Annotated in this window: 21 protein-coding genes and 2 pseudogenes; 14 read left to right on the top strand and 9 right to left on the bottom strand. The window is 42.8% G+C overall.

Going from position 1 to position 20807, the window contains the following annotated elements; all coding sequences use genetic code 11:
• Positions 1-26: 26 nt before the first annotated feature.
• Positions 27-923 carry an AraC family transcriptional regulator gene (locus tag MRBLPE1_RS11790; protein ID WP_364145484.1) on the bottom strand — a complete coding sequence of 299 codons (897 nt, stop codon included), beginning with the start codon at positions 921-923 and terminating at the stop codon, positions 27-29.
• Between the two features lie 149 nt (positions 924-1072).
• Between MRBLPE1_RS11790 and MRBLPE1_RS11795 the strand changes: the two genes are divergently transcribed.
• The 6 genes from MRBLPE1_RS11795 (at position 1073) to MRBLPE1_RS11820 (ending at position 5485) form a co-directional block, all read left to right on the top strand.
• Positions 1073-1981: a DMT family transporter gene (locus tag MRBLPE1_RS11795; RefSeq protein ID WP_364145485.1), complete on the top strand. Its 909-nt coding sequence runs from the start codon at positions 1073-1075 to the stop codon at positions 1979-1981.
• A 40-nt stretch (positions 1982-2021) separates the two neighbouring features.
• Positions 2022-2354: a chaperone CsaA gene (csaA, locus tag MRBLPE1_RS11800; protein ID WP_364145486.1), complete on the top strand. Its 333-nt coding sequence runs from the start codon at positions 2022-2024 to the stop codon at positions 2352-2354.
• 150 nt (positions 2355-2504) lie between these two features.
• The gene (locus tag MRBLPE1_RS11805) at positions 2505-3149 is read left to right on the top strand and encodes a DUF2306 domain-containing protein (protein WP_364145487.1); all 645 of its coding nucleotides are present in this window, start codon (positions 2505-2507) and stop codon (positions 3147-3149) included.
• A 65-nt stretch (positions 3150-3214) separates the two neighbouring features.
• Complete coding sequence (locus tag MRBLPE1_RS11810; RefSeq protein ID WP_364145489.1) at positions 3215-3466, top strand: DUF3986 family protein; 252 nt, start codon at positions 3215-3217, stop codon at positions 3464-3466.
• 294 nt (positions 3467-3760) lie between these two features.
• Positions 3761-4300: a DUF6022 family protein gene (locus MRBLPE1_RS11815; RefSeq protein ID WP_364145491.1), complete on the top strand. Its 540-nt coding sequence runs from the start codon at positions 3761-3763 to the stop codon at positions 4298-4300.
• A gap of 324 nt (positions 4301-4624) precedes the next feature.
• Entirely contained in the window at positions 4625-5485 is an 861-nt protein-coding gene (locus tag MRBLPE1_RS11820; RefSeq protein WP_364145493.1) for a PhzF family phenazine biosynthesis protein, read from the top strand.
• A gap of 305 nt (positions 5486-5790) precedes the next feature.
• Here the strand turns inward: MRBLPE1_RS11820 and MRBLPE1_RS11825 are convergent, their stop codons facing one another.
• Positions 5791-6339 carry a TetR/AcrR family transcriptional regulator gene (locus tag MRBLPE1_RS11825; RefSeq protein ID WP_364145495.1) on the bottom strand — a complete coding sequence of 183 codons (549 nt, stop codon included), beginning with the start codon at positions 6337-6339 and terminating at the stop codon, positions 5791-5793.
• A gap of 118 nt (positions 6340-6457) precedes the next feature.
• Between MRBLPE1_RS11825 and MRBLPE1_RS11830 the strand changes: the two genes are divergently transcribed.
• Positions 6458-7210, top strand: coding sequence for an SDR family oxidoreductase (locus tag MRBLPE1_RS11830; protein WP_364145497.1), 753 nt, complete (start codon positions 6458-6460; stop codon positions 7208-7210).
• Between the two features lie 211 nt (positions 7211-7421).
• Here MRBLPE1_RS11830 and MRBLPE1_RS11835 read toward each other — a convergent pair.
• A pseudogene (locus MRBLPE1_RS11835) lies at positions 7422-7673 on the bottom strand (hypothetical protein); the annotation flags it as partial.
• Positions 7674-8194: 521 nt separating this feature from the next.
• Between MRBLPE1_RS11835 and MRBLPE1_RS11840 the strand changes: the two are divergent.
• The 3 genes from MRBLPE1_RS11840 (at position 8195) to MRBLPE1_RS11850 (ending at position 10290) form a co-directional block, all read left to right on the top strand.
• Positions 8195-8776 carry a TetR/AcrR family transcriptional regulator gene (locus MRBLPE1_RS11840; RefSeq protein ID WP_364145499.1) on the top strand — a complete coding sequence of 194 codons (582 nt, stop codon included), beginning with the start codon at positions 8195-8197 and terminating at the stop codon, positions 8774-8776.
• A gap of 55 nt (positions 8777-8831) precedes the next feature.
• Positions 8832-9542, top strand: a complete 711-nt coding sequence (locus tag MRBLPE1_RS11845) for an SDR family oxidoreductase (protein WP_364145501.1) — start codon at positions 8832-8834, stop codon at positions 9540-9542.
• 274 nt (positions 9543-9816) lie between these two features.
• Positions 9817-10290 carry a hypothetical protein gene (locus MRBLPE1_RS11850; RefSeq protein ID WP_364145503.1) on the top strand — a complete coding sequence of 158 codons (474 nt, stop codon included), beginning with the start codon at positions 9817-9819 and terminating at the stop codon, positions 10288-10290.
• 5 nt (positions 10291-10295) lie between these two features.
• Here MRBLPE1_RS11850 and MRBLPE1_RS11855 read toward each other — a convergent pair whose 3' ends face one another.
• The 6 genes from MRBLPE1_RS11855 to MRBLPE1_RS11880 form a co-directional block, all read right to left on the bottom strand.
• The gene (locus MRBLPE1_RS11855; protein ID WP_364145505.1) at positions 10296-11783 is read right to left on the bottom strand and encodes an ABC transporter substrate-binding protein; all 1488 of its coding nucleotides are present in this window, start codon (positions 11781-11783) and stop codon (positions 10296-10298) included.
• Between the two features lie 62 nt (positions 11784-11845).
• On the bottom strand, positions 11846-12607 hold the full coding sequence (locus MRBLPE1_RS11860; protein WP_364145506.1) for a response regulator transcription factor: 762 nt from the start codon (positions 12605-12607) through the stop codon (positions 11846-11848).
• Positions 12582-14345: a sensor histidine kinase gene (locus MRBLPE1_RS11865; RefSeq protein ID WP_364145507.1), complete on the bottom strand. Its 1764-nt coding sequence runs from the start codon at positions 14343-14345 to the stop codon at positions 12582-12584. The genes MRBLPE1_RS11860 and MRBLPE1_RS11865 overlap by 26 nt, the downstream gene beginning before the upstream one ends.
• A gap of 137 nt (positions 14346-14482) precedes the next feature.
• Entirely contained in the window at positions 14483-15979 is a 1497-nt protein-coding gene (locus MRBLPE1_RS11870) for an ABC transporter substrate-binding protein (RefSeq protein WP_364145508.1), read from the bottom strand.
• 87 nt (positions 15980-16066) lie between these two features.
• Positions 16067-16996, bottom strand: a complete 930-nt coding sequence (locus tag MRBLPE1_RS11875; protein ID WP_364145510.1) for a carbohydrate ABC transporter permease — start codon at positions 16994-16996, stop codon at positions 16067-16069.
• Between the two features lie 12 nt (positions 16997-17008).
• Positions 17009-17965: an ABC transporter permease gene (locus MRBLPE1_RS11880; RefSeq protein WP_364145512.1), complete on the bottom strand. Its 957-nt coding sequence runs from the start codon at positions 17963-17965 to the stop codon at positions 17009-17011.
• Between the two features lie 353 nt (positions 17966-18318).
• On the opposite strand from MRBLPE1_RS11880, the gene MRBLPE1_RS11885 reads away from it, so the two are divergent.
• From MRBLPE1_RS11885 to MRBLPE1_RS11900, 4 genes and pseudogenes are all read left to right on the top strand, one after another.
• On the top strand, positions 18319-18681 hold the full coding sequence (locus tag MRBLPE1_RS11885; protein WP_364145514.1) for a hypothetical protein: 363 nt from the start codon (positions 18319-18321) through the stop codon (positions 18679-18681).
• Positions 18682-18943: 262 nt separating this feature from the next.
• Positions 18944-19096, top strand: a pseudogene (locus MRBLPE1_RS11890) (RCC1-like domain-containing protein); the annotation flags it as partial.
• A 277-nt stretch (positions 19097-19373) separates the two neighbouring features.
• A complete protein-coding gene (locus MRBLPE1_RS11895) occupies positions 19374-19508 on the top strand; it encodes a hypothetical protein (RefSeq protein ID WP_364145515.1) in 135 nt (44 codons plus the stop codon).
• 262 nt (positions 19509-19770) lie between these two features.
• The gene (locus tag MRBLPE1_RS11900) at positions 19771-20748 is read left to right on the top strand and encodes a glycosyl hydrolase (RefSeq protein WP_364145517.1); all 978 of its coding nucleotides are present in this window, start codon (positions 19771-19773) and stop codon (positions 20746-20748) included.
• Positions 20749-20807: the final 59 nt, after the last annotated feature.

Below are 20807 nucleotides of genomic sequence, written 5' to 3' on the forward strand. Positions count from 1 at the left end.
GTAATTGTCGAAAGACAAGAGTTCAGTCAAGATGAAGTCTGTTCATTTCTAATTTTACGGAATTCCTTAGGTGTAATATCACGATGTTTTTTAAAAGATTGGATAAAATGATTTACATGATTGAAACCAACTCTCCGGGCAATTTCGGTTATCGTATATTCAGTTTTTTCTAACAGCTCGCAGCTCCTTTTAATGCGGTACTTAACCAAGTAGTAGTAAGGAGTCATATGAATGCTTTTTTTAAAGCTGCGAGTGCACTCCGAAACACTCAAATGCGCTACGTCAGCAATTTCCTTCAAAGTGATATTGTCTGTATAGTTTTGGTGGATAAAGCTAAGCATTAATTGAAGTCTCTCTTGCTGGAGCCGGTTATGTTTAGAGGACTCCTCTGAAGATAGGCGGATATTGGATATAAGAATCAGCCACAACTGAACCGTTTTGATGGAAACCTCATACTGCCATCCCCAGGTTTCTTTCATTTCAAATTCCTTCTTCATATACCAAAGTAGTTGAAGGATTTGATTTTGCCACTCCTCATCTCCTTTGATCTCTAAAGATAATAAATAAGAATTAGTAAAAGGAAGTACATAGCTTCTTTCCATGGCACTATCTGAATAAAAGGCGAGCAGCTTCTCCGGGAAATTAAAACTGACATATTCACCGTCATGATTTAGGTGTGTAACAATGTGAAGGACACTTTTGTTGATAAAAATGGCCTGACCCGTTTCTAAATCATAATCGATTCCGTTGATTTGTATCGTTAGCTTCCCTTTGGTCACTAAAGTAATTTGCAATTCTTCGTGCCAATGTAAATCGTTAAATCCTCTGCCTTCAGGAACAGAACTATGAATAGTATGAGTGTACATAATGTATGGAAATGCCTCGTCAGGATACTGAATGGCTTCGTATAATTGTTTTTTCAAGGGACAGGCTCCTTTATTAGACGATATTTCAATATAAATTAAAGATATAGTTACACAAAATAGACGCTGGTGATGATATTATTATATCCAGCTTAAGCTTATCATTACAATTCCGTGCACAGGTAATTGTTTATTAGCTTGGAGGAACTATGGTTAAATTAAATAAATCTTCGTTACCTTCTCATCCGTTTATTTTGTTATTAATCAGTATATTGTCCGTTTCTATCTCTTCCATCATGATAAAATTTTCAGATACACCCACTTCTGTGGCAGGGATGTACAGATTGTTTATTTCCGTAATCATCATGTTCGCTTTTGTGCCTTGGAAAATGCTTCGCTCCTCAGAGATGAATAAAAAAGACTGGAGTATTGTTATTCTAGCCGGTCTTTTTCTAGGGTTACACTTTTTATTCTGGATGGAATCATTGGTCTATACCTCAGTTGCAAGCTCCATGGTCATCTTGTCGTTACAGCCATTATTTGTAATGATCGGTTCTTGCCTTTTGTTCAAGGAACAAGCTAATCTGCTAACTGTGTTTTGCTTGATCGTTGCTCTTTGTGGTTCAATCATTATAGCTTGGGGAGACATAGGGATTTCGAGAGAAGCGCTAATTGGAGACGGATTATCGTTAATAGGCACACTCTTCGTTTCAGCATATCTGTTGGCGGGGCAGAAAGTGAGTCGTAAAATCGATGCCAATGTGTACAGCATTATCGTTTTTTTTATTGGCGGCACCGTCATGCTCGTCTACAATTTGTTAAATAATTTCTCTTTAGTGGAATATGACTCATCTGATTGGACTTATTTTTTGTTGCTTGCGATAATCCCAACTATTTTCGGACAATATATTTTTAATCTTTTGTTAAAATCTATTGGGGCAACTACTGTCTCTGTAGGCATTATTGGAGAACCTGTTCTTGCCATTATTCTTGCGTATCTACTAATAGGAGAAACATTTACTTTCTTTCAGTTCTTAGGCGGTATGATGACTTTAATCGGTATGGGAATGTATTTTTGGTCAAAATCATTAAAGTACAATGTTCAAAATAGCAACTGATTATTTAAGAATTCATTTTAGTTGGATAGGGGAACGAATAATGGCAACAATTGATGATTTTTTGAATCTCGATATTCGTGCAGGAACTGTTATTCAAGCGGAGTTTTTTGCAGAAGCAAAAATACCTGCTATTAAACTTCGAATTGATTTTGGACCAGATATCGGAATTAAAACTTCAAGTGCGCAAATAACAAAACGATATAAGGCTGAGGATATTATAGGGAAACAAATAATAGCTGTAGTTAACTTCCCTGCTCGACGTATAGCGGGTTTCAAATCAGAAGTATTAGTTCTTGGAGGAATACCGGAAAAGGGTGATGTGATCCTTTTGAAACCAGATATTGAATTACCTAATGGAACAACTATTGGGTAATTGGGGAAGGTTCAAGTATTAAGCTAAAGATAGAATCATTGAAGCGGCAAACCAGAATTTGGTCTGCCGCTTTTTCAGGGCAAGGTCAGGGTTTTCAATTCCGATGAGTTATTAAGTATAATTGAACATAATCGATGTGGAGTATGGAGTGTGATCATTATCGAAGTAAAAAAAAGTTGGCGTTGGTGGCTATTAGTCGTTGTATCTCTGGGAGTAATAATTCCTTTTTTGGCACCTTATTTCTCGTTAGAGCCAGCCAATAGCCGTGTGCCTATTACATCGAAAAACGTGCAATTTCCTCTATTAGTTGCTCATATTGGTTTTGCATTCATTGCTTTAATATCAGGTTTTATTCAATTCATAGATCGCATCCGAATTAAGACACCCAAAGTCCATCGATATTTCGGAAAGCTATATGTCTGCAGTGTCTTTTTAAGTGGATTACTTGCTTTAGTGATTGTTTTTTATATTGAAAATTTTACGAAAGCAACTGCTTTTCTTGTTTTATCTCTTATTTGGTTATTTACTTGTTGGAAAGGTTACCGTGCAGCTGTAATGAAAAGGTTTGACGAACATCGTACTTGGATGATTCGCTGTTTTGGTGTAACGTTGGTTGCAGTTAGTGGACGTGTATTAGTGCCTGTATTACTTTTAACATACTATTCATTAAATGGATTTTCCCTTCCTGCTGGGAGAGAGAAAATGGTCGAAGAGGTCTTGAATATAAATATAGGGGTAGGTCTAATTCTTAACATGATTATAGTCGAGTGGGTAATTCTTAAATCCAAGAAATAAGGACATCGAGTTTAGAGCCTATATTGCGCGGTGAATTATTCCGAAATGAAGGGGATAATGAATTAATGGAAATAAGCCATTGGCATTTGGGGTATTACAAGGATGGCAATGATATAGAAGCTGTTGGTTTTTTTGAAGATGGCAAATGGGTTGTTTATTACGATGATAGTCATGATACAGGCTTGTTTGTAGAGTCTAAGCCAAGACATCAATTGTTTGGTGCTGTGATTTTCATGGTGCGTGACTACGAAGAAGCAGAAAATAAATTTTATGAATGGGTAGAGAGCATTTTACTTCCATATAGAAAAAAACACTAGTCCTTTTTTACACTTACGGGGAACTTTAGCTTAATAATCACGTGGACGAGGCTGCCGGCATAGAACGGCAGCCTCGTTTAACTAACTTGCAGATTTGCTCAACAAAGCGTACGAGAGTAAATGATCTCGTTGATAATAAATCCAAAAAACTATTCAGTAAAAGTTTAAACCATATGCTAAGGTTCTTCGCTTGTATTCAAATACCAGCAATGTTTTTTCTTTATAACCTTTGGATTTGCATGAATGTTATAAGATAGAAGGGAAAGTGAATCTCAAATGAAAGGATGTTTTGAGATGGGATCAACAAACTTGCTACAAATTGTATTGGAAGAGAGCGGCGAAGCTCGTATCAAGAGCATTTCCCGCTATATCAAGGAGCATATTTCCTCTAACTGGGATAAAGTGCTGGTGAACCATCGAGATAAACTGCAACAGGCTTACGTGGAAGCAGGAGACGTGGCCTATGGAACGTATTTGAACCTGTTGTTTCTTCCCATACACCGTCAGTTTAAAGAGGCCGGTCTTAATCCGGAGCCCCGGTTCCCAGGAGATTTTGACATTTCACGGGAATGGGGCAATGATCTGCAGGATAACCAGCAGCGCTGGATGTGGAGCACAATTTATGGTCCGCACCAAGAGCCAATCGGCACTATTGTCACGATTGTCTATCATGATCACACACAATTTCAAGTACCTCGGCAGCCAGAAATCCTGGCATTAAGAGAAGTGGGAAAGGAAGCGGTGGTTGAAACATTGTCTGCTCTCTCTCCCGAATTTTCCCGAGCGCTTGAGTTTACAATCGAGTATGAGCTTTATTTGCAGAGCCTTGAATAATCTACTCATCGTTCTCTGACGAATAGTCATTAACTCTAGTTCCTGTTGAACTAACGGGTAAACCTATAGCATAACAAACACCAGGACGAGGCTGCCGGCAACGGTAGCCTCGTTGAGATATGGGCAGGATAGTTACAAGGAACAACAATATCTTTTGCCACTTAGATCCATGGCGGGAGAAGCTGAATTTCTGCAATAATATACTATATGGTACCGTTGCTCCATACGAATATTTCATTGCTTTTTTTTGCCCCAAAATTATTCACGGTGGTCACCTTACTTACAAACCTAAACAATTTTTTAATTCGAAAGGGGAAATAATTAATGAATCACCAAGTTCCATTCCAACAAGTAGACGTATTTACTGCTGTTCCATTTAAGGGCAATCCCGTTGCCGTGGTTCTCGATGGAAATGAACTGTCAACGGAGGAGATGCAGGCTATCGCAAATTGGACGAACCTATCTGAAACCACCTTTGTCTGCACGCCAACAGACCCACGGGCTGACTATAGATTGCGCATTTTCACCCCTAACAATGAGCTTCCTTTTGCAGGACACCCTACTATAGGGTCTGCTTTTGCTATACTTAAACATGGTCAAAAACCGAAGACAGAAGGATGCATAGTACAGGAATGTGGTAGCGGGTTAGTCTCTATTTTTATTGATGAAGACAAACTATTCCTTACATTGCCTGAGCCTAAAGTACAAAGCATACAATCAGCAGATTTAGTTGAACTTGCAAATGCTTTGGGAGTCCCTTCGAATAGTGTTAAAGCAAGTGCAACGATTGATGTTGGAGCAGTATGGATTACACTACAAGTATCTAATGCATATGAGGTACGAAGCATGCGCCCCGACATGGCGAAACTTTCTACATTGATTCCGTCAGGAGTAACAGGTGTTACCGTATTTGGGCTAGATTCTGAAAATACAGAGTCTAATCTTGAGGTACGGTCATTTGCCCCTACCGAAGGAGTAGATGAAGACCCTGTGTGTGGTAGCGGTAATGGATGCGTGGCAACACTGATAAAAAAGTTTGAACTTATAAAAAAATCGAACTATGTTGCTAGTCAGGGATATTGTGTAGGGAGAAATGGAAGGGTCGAAGTTCGATTTCAGGATAACGGAAAAATCTTAATCGGTGGTCATGCAGTTACTTGTGTCGAAGGTACGTTAAACATCTAATGAGGAAATTTAAGGGTAATTAAGCCCGATTGTCGAAACACATTACAGAGGAACAAAATTGATTTTATACAGCATGGTTTTGAACTAACGGGAAACGATAGTCTAAAAATCACCAGAACGAGGCTGCCGGTATAAACCGGCAGCCTCGTTGAGTTTACGGGCAGAATAGTGTGCTCGCCTAGCTGGGTATATTATCAACTGGGAAAGGCCCTCCAACCCATCCTTAGCAATGCGCCAATCCAAGTCTGCTGCGAGATTTTTCGAAGACACCCTTTGACTTCGCTATACTCCGCTAATTGATACGACTAACCCACAATCCCCACTTCAATCAGCTTCCAGACCGCTTCGAACTCTGCTTTGAAATCCATACGCAGCCAATTGTCTGCATAAGCTGGCGCGGAAAAATAAGAAAACGCCATCAAAATGGCATACAGCCGCCCAACGTCCTCAATGCCGCTCGCTGCCTTTAAACTGTCCACCAAATCTCCGATGTGCCGAGTGAGTACCGCTGGATTTCGATCGATATAGGTAGTATACAACTTAAACATTTCAGGCTCACGCACATAAGCTTCATATTTCGATTGACTTAATATCCATAGCCATTCGTGCACGATATCCTTCTTAGACGAGTACTTGTCCGTATCAAAAGGAAAAAGCCGCGCCAGTTCATGGTCCAGCCATGACAACGAAAGCTCGGTCCATAACTCTTCCTTACCCGAAAAATACTTGTAAATCGCAGCGTGAGTCGTCCCCAACTCAGTGCCGACTTTTGACAGATTGACTTTCTCCATCCCGTGTTCGACAACCATTCGATGTGCGGTTTCCAAAATGCGTTCTTTACTTAAAGTTTTCATGGTTTTATTATACTGATTGCAGCCACGGGTTACAATTGTTGACTTTTGTAACTCTTCATTGTATTCTTATCGCAGGTTACAAAATTTAAAAAACGTAACTAAAAGAGGAGAGCTTTTTATGATGCTTTTAAATCGTACAATCGTCGTTACAGGCGGCACTTCGGGCATCGGTCTTGCGTTCGCCTTGGAATTGTTGAATCGCGGCAATAAAGTCATCGTCATTGGACAGAATCAAGCAACCCTCGATCAAGTGACGCAACAACATAAAGGGCTCATCGGGCTGCAAGGCGACGTCTCCAATGCGAACTCCGTTCGCGAAATGGCCGCATTCATTCGTGACGGCTACCCTGAAGTCTCGATCCTATTCAATTCGGCAGGTATTATGCGCGCATTCGAATTGATGGACGATAACCTCGATTTGGAGCGGACTACCGCAGAGGTCGAAACGAACTTAAACGGGACCATCTGGATGACGGAAGCGCTGCTCCCGCAATTGGCCCGACAAAACGAAGCCATGATCGTAACCGTAAGCTCCGGTCTCTCCTACGTCACTTCACCCGTTCATCCCGTCTATTCGGCTACAAAGGCAGGAGTGCATATGTTTACCGACGCGCTGCGAATCCAACTCAAGAAATCGAAAAAAAATATTCATGTTATGGAGCTTGTCCCACCCCTCGTTGCGGAAACCAAACTTCAACAGGACATGCCAAGCGGAGGCATTCCTAGTATGAGTCTGGATACGCTCGTAAAACATGGGATCCAAGGGATGGAGCAAAACAAAAAGAGGGTCGTTCCGGGATTCTCCAAATTATTGCGTTTTGCAGGGAAATACTTTCCGGATGCACTCTCGAATGCGATGGCGCGGAGCTGAGGGGGTGATCTATATCCCAAATTCCTGCTGTTCAAACAAAAAAATATTTAAAAAATCGGTCGGACCCGACGCCCCCTTGTTACCTGAGTATCGAGGTTACAGTGCATCTTAGATACTCCCGTGATTGATCACATGCCGCAAAATGAGGGAGTGATCGGCAGTATCGGTGAACAGCTGTAGCATTTAATCAACTGTTGGATGCAAAGCCAGAAATCGAAGCCTTGGAATATAGGTCACCAAAAACGCCACAATACTCTGGAAAGACTTGATCCAGCACCGCTTGAAACTGTAGCTTTGCTTGAACATTCATATCCGTCAGAGACTCATGTTGCCGAGTCAAGTAACGGAGATTCATCAGATACTGACCTCGTTTTTTTTTTTTGCCGTAAGGTGTTCCACGGTCTACAAAAGCTTGTGCATGACTTTCTCCTTTAGGTACATCCAAACCAATGACAGGGTTCATTCAACCACTCCTGATTTCATATTCGCCGGCAACCCCTAGCCTTCTTGTTGTCCACAGTATCGCATGTGATTCGGGATTAATGTCCCAACCAGCCTAATCATGGTTTAACAAGTAGGGGGATGAACGGAATAGCTCTCGGGACCCAAGTCCCACGGGCAGATACGTTCGCCCCCCGGCTACCGCTAGCTCACCTACACAAAAAGGGACTTATTTTTATTCATACGGAGTATGGTGGATGGATGTACATGTAGAGAACCAATCTCGTGGTGAAGCTTTTTATTATTTCGTCTTAAAAGTTATCTAGATGGATTAAGCAAACGGGACACAAGAGCGAAGCGATGGAGCGATCCATCGCTTTTGGCGTTTAACAGCAATCCCCTCAACTATATGGACAGGATAGCGAAGCGGAGTCTAGGGAGGAAACTAAATAAATTAGGGTTTATTATATGGGTCGCGTTGACAAGGAATAGTGGATCGTATATTCTCATTATATACCGATCAGTACAGAAAAGGGAGAAATTATGGCAAGACCACGGGAATTTGATGAGCACCAAGCATTGACTGCTGCTATGCAGCAATTTTGGGAAAGGGGCTATGAGGCCACATCCCTGAGCGATTTGACAAGAGCAATGGGAATTCAAAGACCGAGCTTGTACGGTACATTCGGAGGGAAGGAATTGTTGTTCCAAGCTGCCTTAGAGCTCTATGCAAAGAGCAGTCTCACCTTCATCCGCAAAAAGCTGGGAGGCGCGCTTTCAGCTAGGGCAGCCGTACTCCTGTATTTGCAGGGAATTGTTAGCAACGCCGATGGACGCAGGCCGGAGTTAGGATGCTTGTGTGTGAATACGATCGTAGAGCTAGCGCCGCATCACCAAGGGGTTACCCAGTTCACTAGGGAGTACCAGCAGCAGGTAGCAGAGCTGATACAGTCGATTCTCGAGGACGGAAAGCACAGAGGGGAGCTATCTCAGGACCTTCATGCGCCGGCTTTGGCAAATGCCATTGTCATTGCCGCTGTAGGCCTAGCCGTCACGATGAAATCCGGCCCGGACCGTTCGGTAGTCGAGCAGGCCATTGATCAAATCATCAAGTTGCTCGACTAATTTTTTTTCATAATTATGTACTGATTGGTACAATACATATTTTGGAGGTATTCTCATGACAAAGCAAGTGGCATTAATTACTGGAGCATACAAAGGATTGGGACTTGAGATCGGACGTCAGCTAGGGCAGATGGGCATTATTGTACTTCTCGGCGCTCGGGACAGGGCCAAGGCAGAGGCTGCCGCTCATATTTTACAGGGGGAGCATATTGAAGCACACGGTGTCGAGCTGGACGTAACGAACAGTGATCAAATCAAAGCAGTCGTTAATAAAATGGAGTCCGATTTTGGAAGGCTTGACATTCTTGTCAACAACGCAGGCGTTTATACGGATCACCTGGGAACTCATATCGATGCTATTCGAGCCAGCTTTGAAGTCAATCTCTTCGGTCCTCAAGCACTTACGGAAGCGCTGTTGCCGTTGCTTAAGGCAAGTCCAGCCGGCCGAATCGTCAATCAGTCCAGTATTCTTGGATCGCTGGGGACACTGCTCACTAATCCCATGTACGGTGAAAGATCTGTTCCCGCTTACACTACGTCGAAGGCAGCGCTGAATGCCTGGACGGTGCAGTTATCGATCGCACTCCGCGACACGATGATTAAAGTGAATAGCTGTCATCCAGGCTGGGTCAAAACCGATATGGGCGGCGCCGGCGCACCGATGGAGATCCGCGAGGGCGCCGAGAGCGCTGTATGGCTGGCTACACTTCCGAAAGATGGACCGACAGGCGGGTTCTTTCACAAACGTGAACCGCTCCCATGGTAACTATTGCGAACGTCAAAATGATTGTCTTGGAGCTAATATGCTTCAGTGAAGATTTTTCGATGACTGATCAGTAATGTTTTTATATAGTGACGTGTGGTTTATCGCTCATCCTTTAATCAAAGCTTTCCTGTGTAAAGCTATCCAACCATAACTACCTTACGGCATTAAGCTAACGGGTAACGTTAGTAAAACAAAACAAGGAGTAGTATGCCATGGCAGCTACTCCTTGTTGTTTTTAAGCTAAAGGGAAGTTTAGCATGATGGATACCATTTCATGAAAAAAATTTATGATTGCTGTTTTTATCAAAAAGATCTAAGGGAAGGAATGCCATGCGAAGTCTTACATGTTTTAGGATATCTTGAATATACAAAGTGTACAGAAACCCTTGTATCACTAATTCCTTCAGATAACTGGCACATAGCTAAGGCTGCTAGTTTAGGATTATTACATTTACCATGTAATGATTATGAAAGTCAGATAAAATCCATATTAGATTGCTCATTTGGAAAGAGTCTATTTAAGGAGTTCGTACCGGCACTAAGTTATAAAATTTCAAGCAGCAGTTTGGTTTCAAGGTTATATGAATGGGGAGATAAAAGTGCTTCAACTGATTGTAATTCAGGAATAATCCTAGGTATTGCATTGTTTGGAACAGATCATAAATACATAATTAAGAATATTTTATGGAATCCGAATTGGGAAGCTCATGGAAGAGGTACACCGCTAGCGGGATGCGGGAGCCGCTAGAGAACTTACCTCTTTACGCCCCGCCGCGCATCCAACTGCCTCTGTACTTCTTTCCTTACCTCCTCGATGCCTGCGAGTTTTAGCTCCTCGTTAAACTTGGGGAGGATCGTGTCAACATCGACGGTGCCAGTCATGAGGCTCGAATAGTATTTCTTCCAAACCATCTCGATGTTATCGGTTTGAGCGGTTAGCTTGGATAGATCAGGAGTAAAGCCGAGAACGGTGGACTTGATTACATCAGCGTTGTATTTGCGGAATTGCTCCCATTTATCGAGGGGTTCCGGGTTATCGCCGCCCATGGTTTTCAGGATAAACCAGTTGCCCTGTGTATACTGTACTCCTGCATAGCTTGCTGGTGCATCCGGGATTGGCTCACCATGGCTGTCTTTGCCGGGAATGGGGATCGCTTGCCCTTGTTCACTCAGCGTGTAATGGACCCCTTCAATACCATAATTAAATAAGTTTCGTAATTCAGGGTCGGTATTGAGTAGATTCATAAACTTAATAGACTCAATGGGATGCTTGGTGTTGGCATTAACAGCCATGATTCCGCCACGGACTGATTCCGTGGTGACGACGATAGGGGTTACGGGATACGATACAACCTTATAGCCGCGATCTTTACTCCAGGTAGTCTCCGAGAGTGGTCCGCCGCCTGAGGACTTCCAGAACACTTTATCCCCGCGCTTAAGTCCGCCAGGCTCCCGAAGCGCGGCGTCTTTGTTAATGAAGCCGTCCTTATAATAACGCCGTAATGTATCTAAAACCTGCCGTGCTTCCTTTGTTTCGAAGATATTCACGACCTCTGCGTTAGGGTCCAGTGATTTCACCATCAAGGGAACTTTATGGTTCACAATATATTCGTAGCCATAGAGAGCGAAAAAATTGTGTGAATCCCGATCTAATTCCATTGGTATGTATGCTGGCTCATTCTGTTGAATCATCCGGAGCAAAGGTTCAAGCGATTCAAGCGTATTGTACTTGGTAATGTCGATATTGTACTTCTTCACTATGGAAGCAGGGTACATCCAATGATCACGCACGGCCAGTTCTTTATTGGTCGGCACCCCATAAATGCCTCCATCATTCATTCGTGCCCCTTGCCAAAAGGTTGGGTCTATCGTGTCGTACAAATCTTTACCCAGACTCGTAAGATAGTCATCAAGTCTTAGCCATGCTCCGCGCATAGTGGTGGTTGCATAGTTGGGCGCAAAAGCAATGTCGAAAGGAGTGCCTGCGGATATAAGTGTGTTCAGCCGGTCTTCATACTCCTGCCAACCAATCTTGATATAGGTGATAGTCACGCCAATTTTACGAGCCATGATTTCATTGATTTTATCATTTACGAGCTTCAGATCCTTGTCAGGCTCTCCAATCGTGTAATAAATCAGATTTACAGTATCACCATCATATTTATAATCGTTGTTTTTGCTAGGCTGCCGGGAGCAACCGGTCGTATACGCTGTGAGCAGCAGTATAATACTGATTGTCATGAAGATACAGCTGTGTCTAGAGCACTTTAGCATCAATATCCTCCTTTCCGCAGAGCTTATTGTTAGCCTTTTCCCCGCAGATCAGAGGGAGATTTTCCGAAAAAGCTTTGAAAGTGCGTATAGAAATAATTGAGATTGTTGTAGCCGACAGAAAGCGCGATAGAAGAAATCTTCTCATCTGACGATTGAATCCGTTCTTGTGCGAGTAGCATTCGGTAAGCCATTAGGTATTCTGAAAACTTCATTTCGGATTCTTTGAGAAATAATTGTCCAAGATAAGTACTGTTCATCTGGAAGCGCTCTGCGACTGATTTTAAGGTGATATTGTGAGCATACTCCGTCTTGATCATCAGCAGAATGCGGTTGACCAGCTTGGATAAGCTGTCATAGCTTACACCCAGTACGGGATCCTTGTTCAAACTCTCACAGCTTATATTACCTATCGTACCACCCAGATCTTCAACAATAATCTTCTCAATAACTTGCTGCAGCTTTGTGCGATCTACAGGCTTGAGTAGATAGTCTTTGACACCGCAACGAACGGCTTCTTGGGCATACTTGAATTCACTATAGCCGCTCATGATCACATATTTCGTAGGGATTTGGAGCTCATTGAGCTTATAGATCGTTTCATAGCCAAGATTCTTGCCAATGCAGACATCAAAAATGGCGACATCTGGCACCAGATCTACAACCTTGGACATGGCCGCCTCCGTAGATTCGCAGGTATCGATCCGACTGAAACCGTATTGTTTCCAGTCCAGGATTCGCTTCATTCCCTCCAAAATCTGAGGTTCGTCATCTATAATCAGCAGTTTGTACATGTTCAATCACCTCTTTTGAAATCCGTACAGAAATCTTAACACCAGCTTCCTCATTATTCTCAATCTTTATAGCAAAGCTTTTTCCATAAAAGAAGTGCAGCCTTGTGTATACGTTGCGTAAACCGATACTCTCGGAAGAGGTATCGTCATGGTTGGACAGTGTGCTTCTCACTGCATTTAAACGGTCTGCATGAATACCACGCCCATTATCCACGAATTCTAATACAAAATGTTCTTCAGCTTCCCATCCATTAACGATATACAGGTTAAACTCATTACTAGCGCTAAAGCCATGGATGAAAAAATTCTCAGCCAAAGGCTGCATCCAGAATTTCACGGTAGGGATCGAGAGTAACGCCGGCTCTACATTGATTTGATAAAAAAAACGTTCTGGATACTTAAACTCCATAATCTCTAAGTACTTTTGCAGCAATTCCAGTTCACTTGCAATCGTAATAATATTCTCTTTTTTGACAATTTCACGATAGAGCGCCCCTAAGGTAGCGATGGCATCAGCGGTATCCCTGTCCTGGTTAACCAGGGCGGTGGAGCGGATAACCTCTAACGTATTGTAGAGAAAATGAGGGTTAATCTGATGTTGAAGCGCTTTCATTTCGGTTTCTTGCTGTTTTAGTTTAAGCAAATATTCATTACGGATATGCTTATCTAATTGCTGAATCATATCGTCTAATTCCCTTGCGATCATGCCGTATTCATTGCGACGATAACGGGCAGGGCGATTAGGGGTGAAATTGGCTGTTTTCACGCGTCCAATCGATTGAATGATGCGGTGCAGGAAACGGGAATCATCCCGCATATTGTACACAATGAGCAGTAGTACACTAATCATGGTCGTTATTACGATCAGAAAGATGGTGATTAGCATTTTGGCATGCTGCCGAATTAGCATAGATAAATCAACGATGCTAACGAATTTGAAATTAAACTTGGTGGACGGGAAGGTGATAAAAAAGATATGATCAAAAAATCCCTTCGAAATATAACCATGACTGCGTCCATACGCCGCCGCTAGACGGGATAATTCCTTCAAGTCTTGGTCCTGTCCGTTACCGATAAGGTATACCTCACCAGAAGCGCTTACTGCAGCAGCCTCTCCCAAACGATATTTTTGTATAGATTTAAAAATTTGATCACTGCTGGCCAAGAAGCGCAGCTCCCCTAATTCCTTAGAGCCGAGTGAAGGATCCGATAGCTTCTTGTGATATACGAATCCCTTTAGAATGGTATCGTGGAAAGCTTCGTCAGTATTTGGGAGACCGAACTTGAAGCTTGCAATTCCATTACCGTTAAATTGTACGACATTGCCATACTGGTTGGTATGCAGACTAACCTGCGTTATTCCACCTTGCGCCCAGCTGTACAGGTAGGTTTTAATATCCTCTGGAAAGGATACCAGCGGCTGTGAGAATTGGCTGTTTTGCAGGCTATTGGTTAAGTATCCTTCAGCGCTGCTGCTTAAAAAGCTGCGAGCATCATCCATCAGGCTATGATTGGAGTATATACGCTGCATATAGGCCTCAATTCGGTCAGCATCATACTGGAGCTCATTCTCTACACCCGTGAAAGCATTAGCAGCCTCTAAACGGGCATCGCCAATCCATTGATTCAGCAGCATTGCACAGGTCAGAATGCCAAGCGCGAGTCCAATGGTCACGACGAAGATGACATAGGCAATAAACTTATAACGATAAATTTTGATTTGTAAAAAAGAGCTCATCCGACACCTCAATTGCAGCTGCATGCTCTAAAGTAAGCGTTTACCATACCACTGTAACATGATTAAGCAAAGCTTCATAGATAGCAAGAAAAAAGCATCCCATACAGAGGTATCTCAATAAGGGATGCTTTTTTATCTTACTTGAAGTAGTTATTAATTTGCTCTTGAGCAGCTTTCATAATCGTGTCCATGCCAGCGGACTTTAATTCAGCTGTAAGCTTCGGAATCACTTTCTCGGGATCGGATGCGCCTGTAATGAGTTCATATTTGTATTTATCCCATACCGATTGGCAATTCGCTATTTCTGTCTGAAGATTGCTGATGTCCAGTGCGAAACCTAGTACAGTGGAAGATGTCGCTGCGTCATTCAGCTTTTTAACCTGTTCCCATTGATCCTCAGGAGCACCTTTGGTAACCGCTAGATTGAAGAATGTACCTTGGGAGTAGGCGGCCAGCGGCCAAGTATCGGAAGTACGCTCGATTACCTTTTCGCCGTCGATATTTTTGTAGTCTGCGTCTAACTCACCGAATGCCAGCATATTGCGCAGTTTTGGATCTGTGTTGACTAATTCGAGGTACTTCAATGCTTCTTTCTTGTATTTCGAATTCGCAGAAATGGCGTTCAGGGAGCCTTGGATCGTACTCGTTGTATAAATAGGTCCGAAGTGCTGAACCATATCATACTTTTGAACAGCATCATTGATTTGCCAGCTTACTTCCGCGCCTGGGAATGCCTGTGCTGCAAAGAATGGTCTGCCTTTGTCGTTCTCTGTTTTAGTCGGAGCATCCGGGTTGATGATGCCATCTTGATACCATTGGTGCAGGAGCTTCAGATCGGCCATAATATCAGGCTGCTCAAGAACAGAGACAACTGTACGTGATGCATCGTCTGTTTTTACGCCAATGGGAGAGAAGCCTAGCGTTAGATCGTCATAATTGTTAAAGAAACCGTTCAAGCCTTCGCCTTGCGTCATTGGCAATGGGTAGAAGCTCTTGCCTTCGCCAGACTTTATGCTGTGCAGAGGTGTATCAAGGTCCTGCAGTGTTTTGATGTTGTTGATATCGATATTGTATTTTTGCACGTATTTATCATCGTACACCCAATATTGCGTTAGCGCAGAATCCTTATAGGTAGGAACAGAATAATATTTGCCGCCAATTTTCGTGCCATCCCATACCTTTTCAGGAATCAATTTGTATAAGTCAGGAGTTTCACTTTGAACCAGATCAGTGATATCGGCAAAAGCTCCCATTGCCACTTGCTTGCTGTATTTACCGCTGTTTGTAAACATAATGTCGAATGGTTCGCCAGTATTCACAATCGTGTTTATTTTGGTGTCCCATTCGCCCCAGCTGGCTACCTTGATGTCAATTTTCACACCGATCTTCTCGGCTGTGTATGCATTCATGGCATCAATAGCTTTGCTGAAGTTATTCGGTACTTGACCGCCGATGGTCCACCAGACCAACGTCGGAATATCTTTACTAGGTGTTTCCGTGTCCTGTGGTGCATCTGTAGCTGCATTAGTTGCATTAGCTGCAGATGAAGAATTCGAGCCGGAGCAGGCTGCTAAGGCAGTAACCAGCAGGGTGAGAATACAAAGCGTAGAGATGAGCTTCCAAGATTTCTTCATTTCATTTCCTCCTTATTGAAGTTATATCACCGTAAGAGTCGTACAGTGATCTATCATAAACCAAGCTAGCTTGGCTTATTTCGTTGGTTATCCTTTGACAGCGCCAATCGTTAGTCCGGAAATGAAATATTTCTGGAAGAACGGGTAGGCGAAAGCTACAGGCAGAACGATGATAATGGCTACAGCCATGCGGGCAGATTCCTTCGGCATCGTTGCGACTAGCACGGCATAGCTAACGCCCATACTTGCAGCATTCTTGGCAAGTGCATCCACATTGCTCATCAAGCTATTTAGCAGTGCCTGCAGAGAATATAGGTTCTGGTTGTCGATATATAGCATCGATTGGAACCAGTCATTCCAATAGGAGAAGCAAAGGAACAGTCCAATGGTTGCAATAACCGGCAAGGAGATCGGTAGGATAATTGAGAAAAAGATTCGCAGCTGGCTCGCCCCATCAATTTCAGCAGATTCAATCAGCCCGTCGGGAATCGTGCTTTTAAAGAAGGTCTTGCAAATAATAACGTTGAACGATGAGACGGCCAGCGGAAGAATAAGTGCCCAGACGCTATCTTTTAGCCCTAATAAATTCGTATTAATGAAGTAGCTGGATACCAGACCGCCATTGAATATCATTGGGATGAATACGACCCAGGTCAGAAAGCCATTCAGCTTGTAGGTTGGGCGAGAGAGTACATAGCCCATGGAGGTGGTAAGCAATACGCCGAGCACTGTACCAACGACAGTAACAAGAGCGGATACGCCGAGCGCCCGCAGAATCATCGTTCCCTGCTTGACGACATAGGCGTAAGCTTCGCTTGACAATGCAACCGGCAACAGATGATATCCTGTCTCACGTATGGAGTCCTCACTGGAAATGGAAATCGATAGAACAACAATTACTGGTATGACACAGATCAGCGCCAAGACGATAAATATCAGGTTGAAAAAGATGTTTACGACTGTGCTTGTACGGTTAAATTTCTCAAGGCCCGTTTCGTAAGTAGTTCTCGTTGACATGCACTTACCTCCTTACATCATCGCGCTATCAGGATCAATTTTGCGAACAATCCAATTAGCGCCTAGAATAGTTGCACAACCCAGAACAGACTGTACGAATGCGGCAGCCGCTGCCATCCCCAATGTAGCGGATTTCAGTTGTTTATATACCATGACATCGATTGTGGTAGACACGTTGAACAGAGAATTGGAATCTCGCGTGACCTGATAGAACAAGCCGAAATCGGTGTAGAATATACGTCCAACTGCCAAAATGAACAGCATGACGATAACGAGTTTAAGCATTGGCAATGTAATATATCTCGTCTGCTGCCAAATCGAAGCGCCATCAATAACAGCTGCCTCATAATAAGTGCTGTCAAGGCTTGTGATGGTCGCCAGATAAATGACCATGCCATAGCCCAAGCCTTTCCAAACATTTAAGAGAATCAGGATGTATGGCCAGTATGCAGGCTCCATATACCAGTTAACAGGATCGCTGCCCATATTGACGAGCATTTGATTGAGAATCCCTTTATCAAAACTTAGGAACGCCCAGCCTACAGCAGATACGACAACCCAAGATAGGAAATAGGGGAGGAACATCATCGTCTGATAGACTTTACTTGCTTTGCGGCTGTGGAGCAGTCCGATCATAATAGCGAATAGAACGGGCAGCACAATGCCTAGTACGATAAAAATAATATTGTATCCAATGGTGTTTCGAATAATGATCCAAGCGTCATTCGACTTGAATAAGAACTCAAAGTTTTTGAAGCCTACCCAAGGACTGTTAAACACGTTGCTCAAGAAGCCGCCGCTAATTCTGAAGTTTTTGAAGGCAATAATGATCCCGAACATAGGTAAGAAACAAAACAAGATGTACCAAATTGTCGTAGGCAATGCCAAGAGGGTGAGTTCTGTGTCCTGCTTGTGCCAACGAATTCGTAAGCGCTTTCTTTTATTTTGGAGTTCGACTGTCGATTTCATGCCTTTCGCTCCTTTCGGTGTTTTCTCGCTTGTATTGCATTTGTTGAGTTCATTGTATAGCAGGAGGATTCGATGCTTCTAGATAACAAACTTGATACTATAGTCAACAAACGTTAGATTCAAAAAAATCTATACAGGAAACGTTAGCTTCCTAAGTTGGTGCAACGCGGTTTAAACTAGCGAGTAACGATAGTTGAATACTACATGGGGTGTTCTTCTTTTTTTTATTAAGTTATCGGGTAGCTTAACGTTGGAGTTAGGATGTATTTTAAGAAAGTTGCCTGTATAATTATGTAATCAAAGGCTTTCGAGGATGATTAGGGCTGCCTATTAGGCCAAAGGGGAGAAAACTGATGAAAGTGACTAAGCTTCGACCATTTATTCCATCAGGCAAAGATTATATACTTGCACAGAATTTTTTTGAAGATCTCGGTTTTGAGAAAATATACTCTGACGAAGGATTGAGTATTTTTCGAATGGAGGAACAGGAATTTTTTCTTCAAAATTTCCATAATCAAGAATTTCAAAATAATTATATGGTAGAACTAGTAGTTGAGGATTTAGATGGTTGGTGGACACTCATACAATCCGTTACTTTACAGAATAAATATCCTATTAGGGCCAAGGAACCCACAATGTATCCTTGGGGAAAACGCGAGATTAACCTAATAGATCCTTCTGGTGTATGCTGGCATATTTCAGAAGCAAAGAAATAAAGCTTACGATAACGATGTGATTTATTGAACTACCGGTAAAATATAACATAGCAAGCACCAGGACAAGGCTGCCGGCACTAAACGGCAGCCTTGTTGTGCTGTAAGTTTTAGATCCATGTGGTCAATTTGACGCGATTGAGGACGTCGAAAGTCCAGAGATATTAAAAAATAAGATTTAGACTAAGTCTTGCAGATAGTCATAAGCGAAACATTGATCAGAAAATAAAGTAGGAGCGCCGATCGCACGGAGGGGGATTCGATTATGGAAACCGTTGCGCCCAAAAGATGCGACACACTGGCCGTCGGGCTGGCCACCATCGCGGCGGGTTTTCGTCATACCGTCGGGCTTAATTCGGACGGCACGGTGACGGCTGTAGGTGATAATAAATATGGCCAATGCGATGTAAGAGGCTGGCGCTCTTCCGAACAAGATAACAAAATAACAAATATGCATAATATATTATCGAAAATGCATTTTTGTTCGATTAGTTATCCTAACAAATATTGACGTAAATTGCGCTTGGAACTATGATAAACAAGTTATCTTTAAAATTTTATGAGAAGAGATCATGAAAGAGGTGTGGGGAACAGGATAAATAGAGCTATTTCTATGGAATTATATTTTTAATTGTTAGTTAATTTGTTTTGTTTGTTTTTGTTTGGTTTTGCAACAAGTGCAGAGGCAGTAGCAGATGCAGTCTATGATTTCGAAGATGGGTCGACGATGGGGTGGCTGGAACTGGCGATACTTCTATTCCGGTGACGGATATATCTCCTTCTTCTTTGCCGATGAGCAGGTAGAGACAGAGCCAATCGGTACGGCTTAAAAACTCTGTCAATGTAGCCGAGGCGGGATTGTATAAATTGTCCGTTATTAGTAGGGATCTTTCGAGGAAGATGCAATCAGCATTCGCACCTCGAGACGTTGTAACCCGTGCTGAGATGGCCCAATTAATAGTAAGACTTATCGATATGACCAATTACTAATAAACAAGTCAACTCTTCGGAAGTCAGAGTACATGTTATCATAGCTGGTAGTACAAAAAAATACATATGAAGGAAGTTACCTGAGATAGGAGAAAAACGACTATGTTTATCTATAAAAATGAAGTGCCTTGCAATCCTAATGCTACAGATGAGGTCAAAGCAGTATTGAAATACCTAAGTGAAATTTCGGGAAAAGGAATAATTACGGGGCAACACACCCAAACTACGGTTCAAAAAGAGCTTGCTTATATCCAGGAGGTGACAGGAAAACTCCCGGCGCTTTGCGGGTTCGAACTGCTTTCTTATTCCCCGAATATCAACTATGGGAACGCAAGCGAGGAATGTCTTCTGGAAGTTAACGAGAATAAAAACACGCTGGATAATGCCTGGGACTGGGTATTGAATAAAAAAGGACTGATCACATTTACGTGGCACTGGTTTTCGCCTTTTGGCAGCTGGGATAAAGGGTTCTATTCAGAGAATACCACCTTTGACGCAGCGAAAGCGGTCATCGAGGGGACGGATGAGTATAATGCATTGATTTCGGATATGGACCATATGGCTGAGCATTTGAAGCCATTTTACGAGAAACGGATTCCAATTCTGTGGCGCCCTTTTCACGAGTCTGAGGGGAAATGGTTCTGGTGGGGGCATAAAGGCAGCGATATAGCAAGACAGCTCTACCGCATCATGTACGACAGATATACGAATGTTCACCAATTACACAATCTCATTTGGGTATGGAATTCGCCGCTGCCGGAGGGTTATGTCGGAGACGATGTGGTAGACGTCATCTCCCGGGATTTATATCCACTTAAGCATACGCATTCGGACTTGAAAACAGAATTTGACGAGCTCGTCCAAATTACGCCGACGAATAAGCTGGTTGCGCTTGGCGAAATTGGCGTTATTCCAAGTATCCCACAGCTGTCAGAGACGAAGATTCCATGGGCATGGTATATGACATGGTCGAACGACTTTGGATCGACAGATGAATGGACCTCCAAAGAAGAGCTGTATAAAGCTTATCATCACGATTATGCCATAACGTTGGATAAGCTGCCGGGATTTTATAGATAATAGCTAGCTTACAACCGCGAATTCCTCAAGCATTCATCGACAAGATGTATGCTTTTCTG

Origin of the sequence: Paenibacillus sp. LPE1-1-1.1 (genome assembly GCF_040676435.1) — a bacterium.
Taxonomy (GTDB): Bacteria; Bacillota; Bacilli; order Paenibacillales; family Paenibacillaceae; genus Pristimantibacillus.

Coding starts and splice junctions, on each gene's coding strand:
- MRBLPE1_RS11795 (WP_364145485.1), top strand. CDS start 1,073: ATGGTTAAATTAAATAAATCTTCGTTACCTTCTCATCCGTTTATTTTG.
- csaA (WP_364145486.1), top strand. CDS start 2,022: ATGGCAACAATTGATGATTTTTTGAATCTCGATATTCGTGCAGGAACT.
- MRBLPE1_RS11810 (WP_364145489.1), top strand. CDS start 3,215: ATGGAAATAAGCCATTGGCATTTGGGGTATTACAAGGATGGCAATGAT.
- MRBLPE1_RS11815 (WP_364145491.1), top strand. CDS start 3,761: ATGGGATCAACAAACTTGCTACAAATTGTATTGGAAGAGAGCGGCGAA.
- MRBLPE1_RS11820 (WP_364145493.1), top strand. CDS start 4,625: ATGAATCACCAAGTTCCATTCCAACAAGTAGACGTATTTACTGCTGTT.
- MRBLPE1_RS11825 (WP_364145495.1), bottom strand. CDS start 6,339: ATGAAAACTTTAAGTAAAGAACGCATTTTGGAAACCGCACATCGAATG.
- MRBLPE1_RS11830 (WP_364145497.1), top strand. CDS start 6,458: ATGATGCTTTTAAATCGTACAATCGTCGTTACAGGCGGCACTTCGGGC.
- MRBLPE1_RS11840 (WP_364145499.1), top strand. CDS start 8,195: ATGGCAAGACCACGGGAATTTGATGAGCACCAAGCATTGACTGCTGCT.
- MRBLPE1_RS11845 (WP_364145501.1), top strand. CDS start 8,832: ATGACAAAGCAAGTGGCATTAATTACTGGAGCATACAAAGGATTGGGA.
- MRBLPE1_RS11850 (WP_364145503.1), top strand. CDS start 9,817: ATGAAAAAAATTTATGATTGCTGTTTTTATCAAAAAGATCTAAGGGAA.
- MRBLPE1_RS11855 (WP_364145505.1), bottom strand. CDS start 11,783: ATGACAATCAGTATTATACTGCTGCTCACAGCGTATACGACCGGTTGC.
- MRBLPE1_RS11860 (WP_364145506.1), bottom strand. CDS start 12,607: ATGTACAAACTGCTGATTATAGATGACGAACCTCAGATTTTGGAGGGA.
- MRBLPE1_RS11865 (WP_364145507.1), bottom strand. CDS start 14,345: ATGAGCTCTTTTTTACAAATCAAAATTTATCGTTATAAGTTTATTGCC.
- MRBLPE1_RS11870 (WP_364145508.1), bottom strand. CDS start 15,979: ATGAAGAAATCTTGGAAGCTCATCTCTACGCTTTGTATTCTCACCCTG.
- MRBLPE1_RS11875 (WP_364145510.1), bottom strand. CDS start 16,996: ATGTCAACGAGAACTACTTACGAAACGGGCCTTGAGAAATTTAACCGT.
- MRBLPE1_RS11880 (WP_364145512.1), bottom strand. CDS start 17,965: ATGAAATCGACAGTCGAACTCCAAAATAAAAGAAAGCGCTTACGAATT.
- MRBLPE1_RS11885 (WP_364145514.1), top strand. CDS start 18,319: ATGAAAGTGACTAAGCTTCGACCATTTATTCCATCAGGCAAAGATTAT.
- MRBLPE1_RS11895 (WP_364145515.1), top strand. CDS start 19,374: ATGCAGTCTATGATTTCGAAGATGGGTCGACGATGGGGTGGCTGGAAC.
- MRBLPE1_RS11900 (WP_364145517.1), top strand. CDS start 19,771: ATGTTTATCTATAAAAATGAAGTGCCTTGCAATCCTAATGCTACAGAT.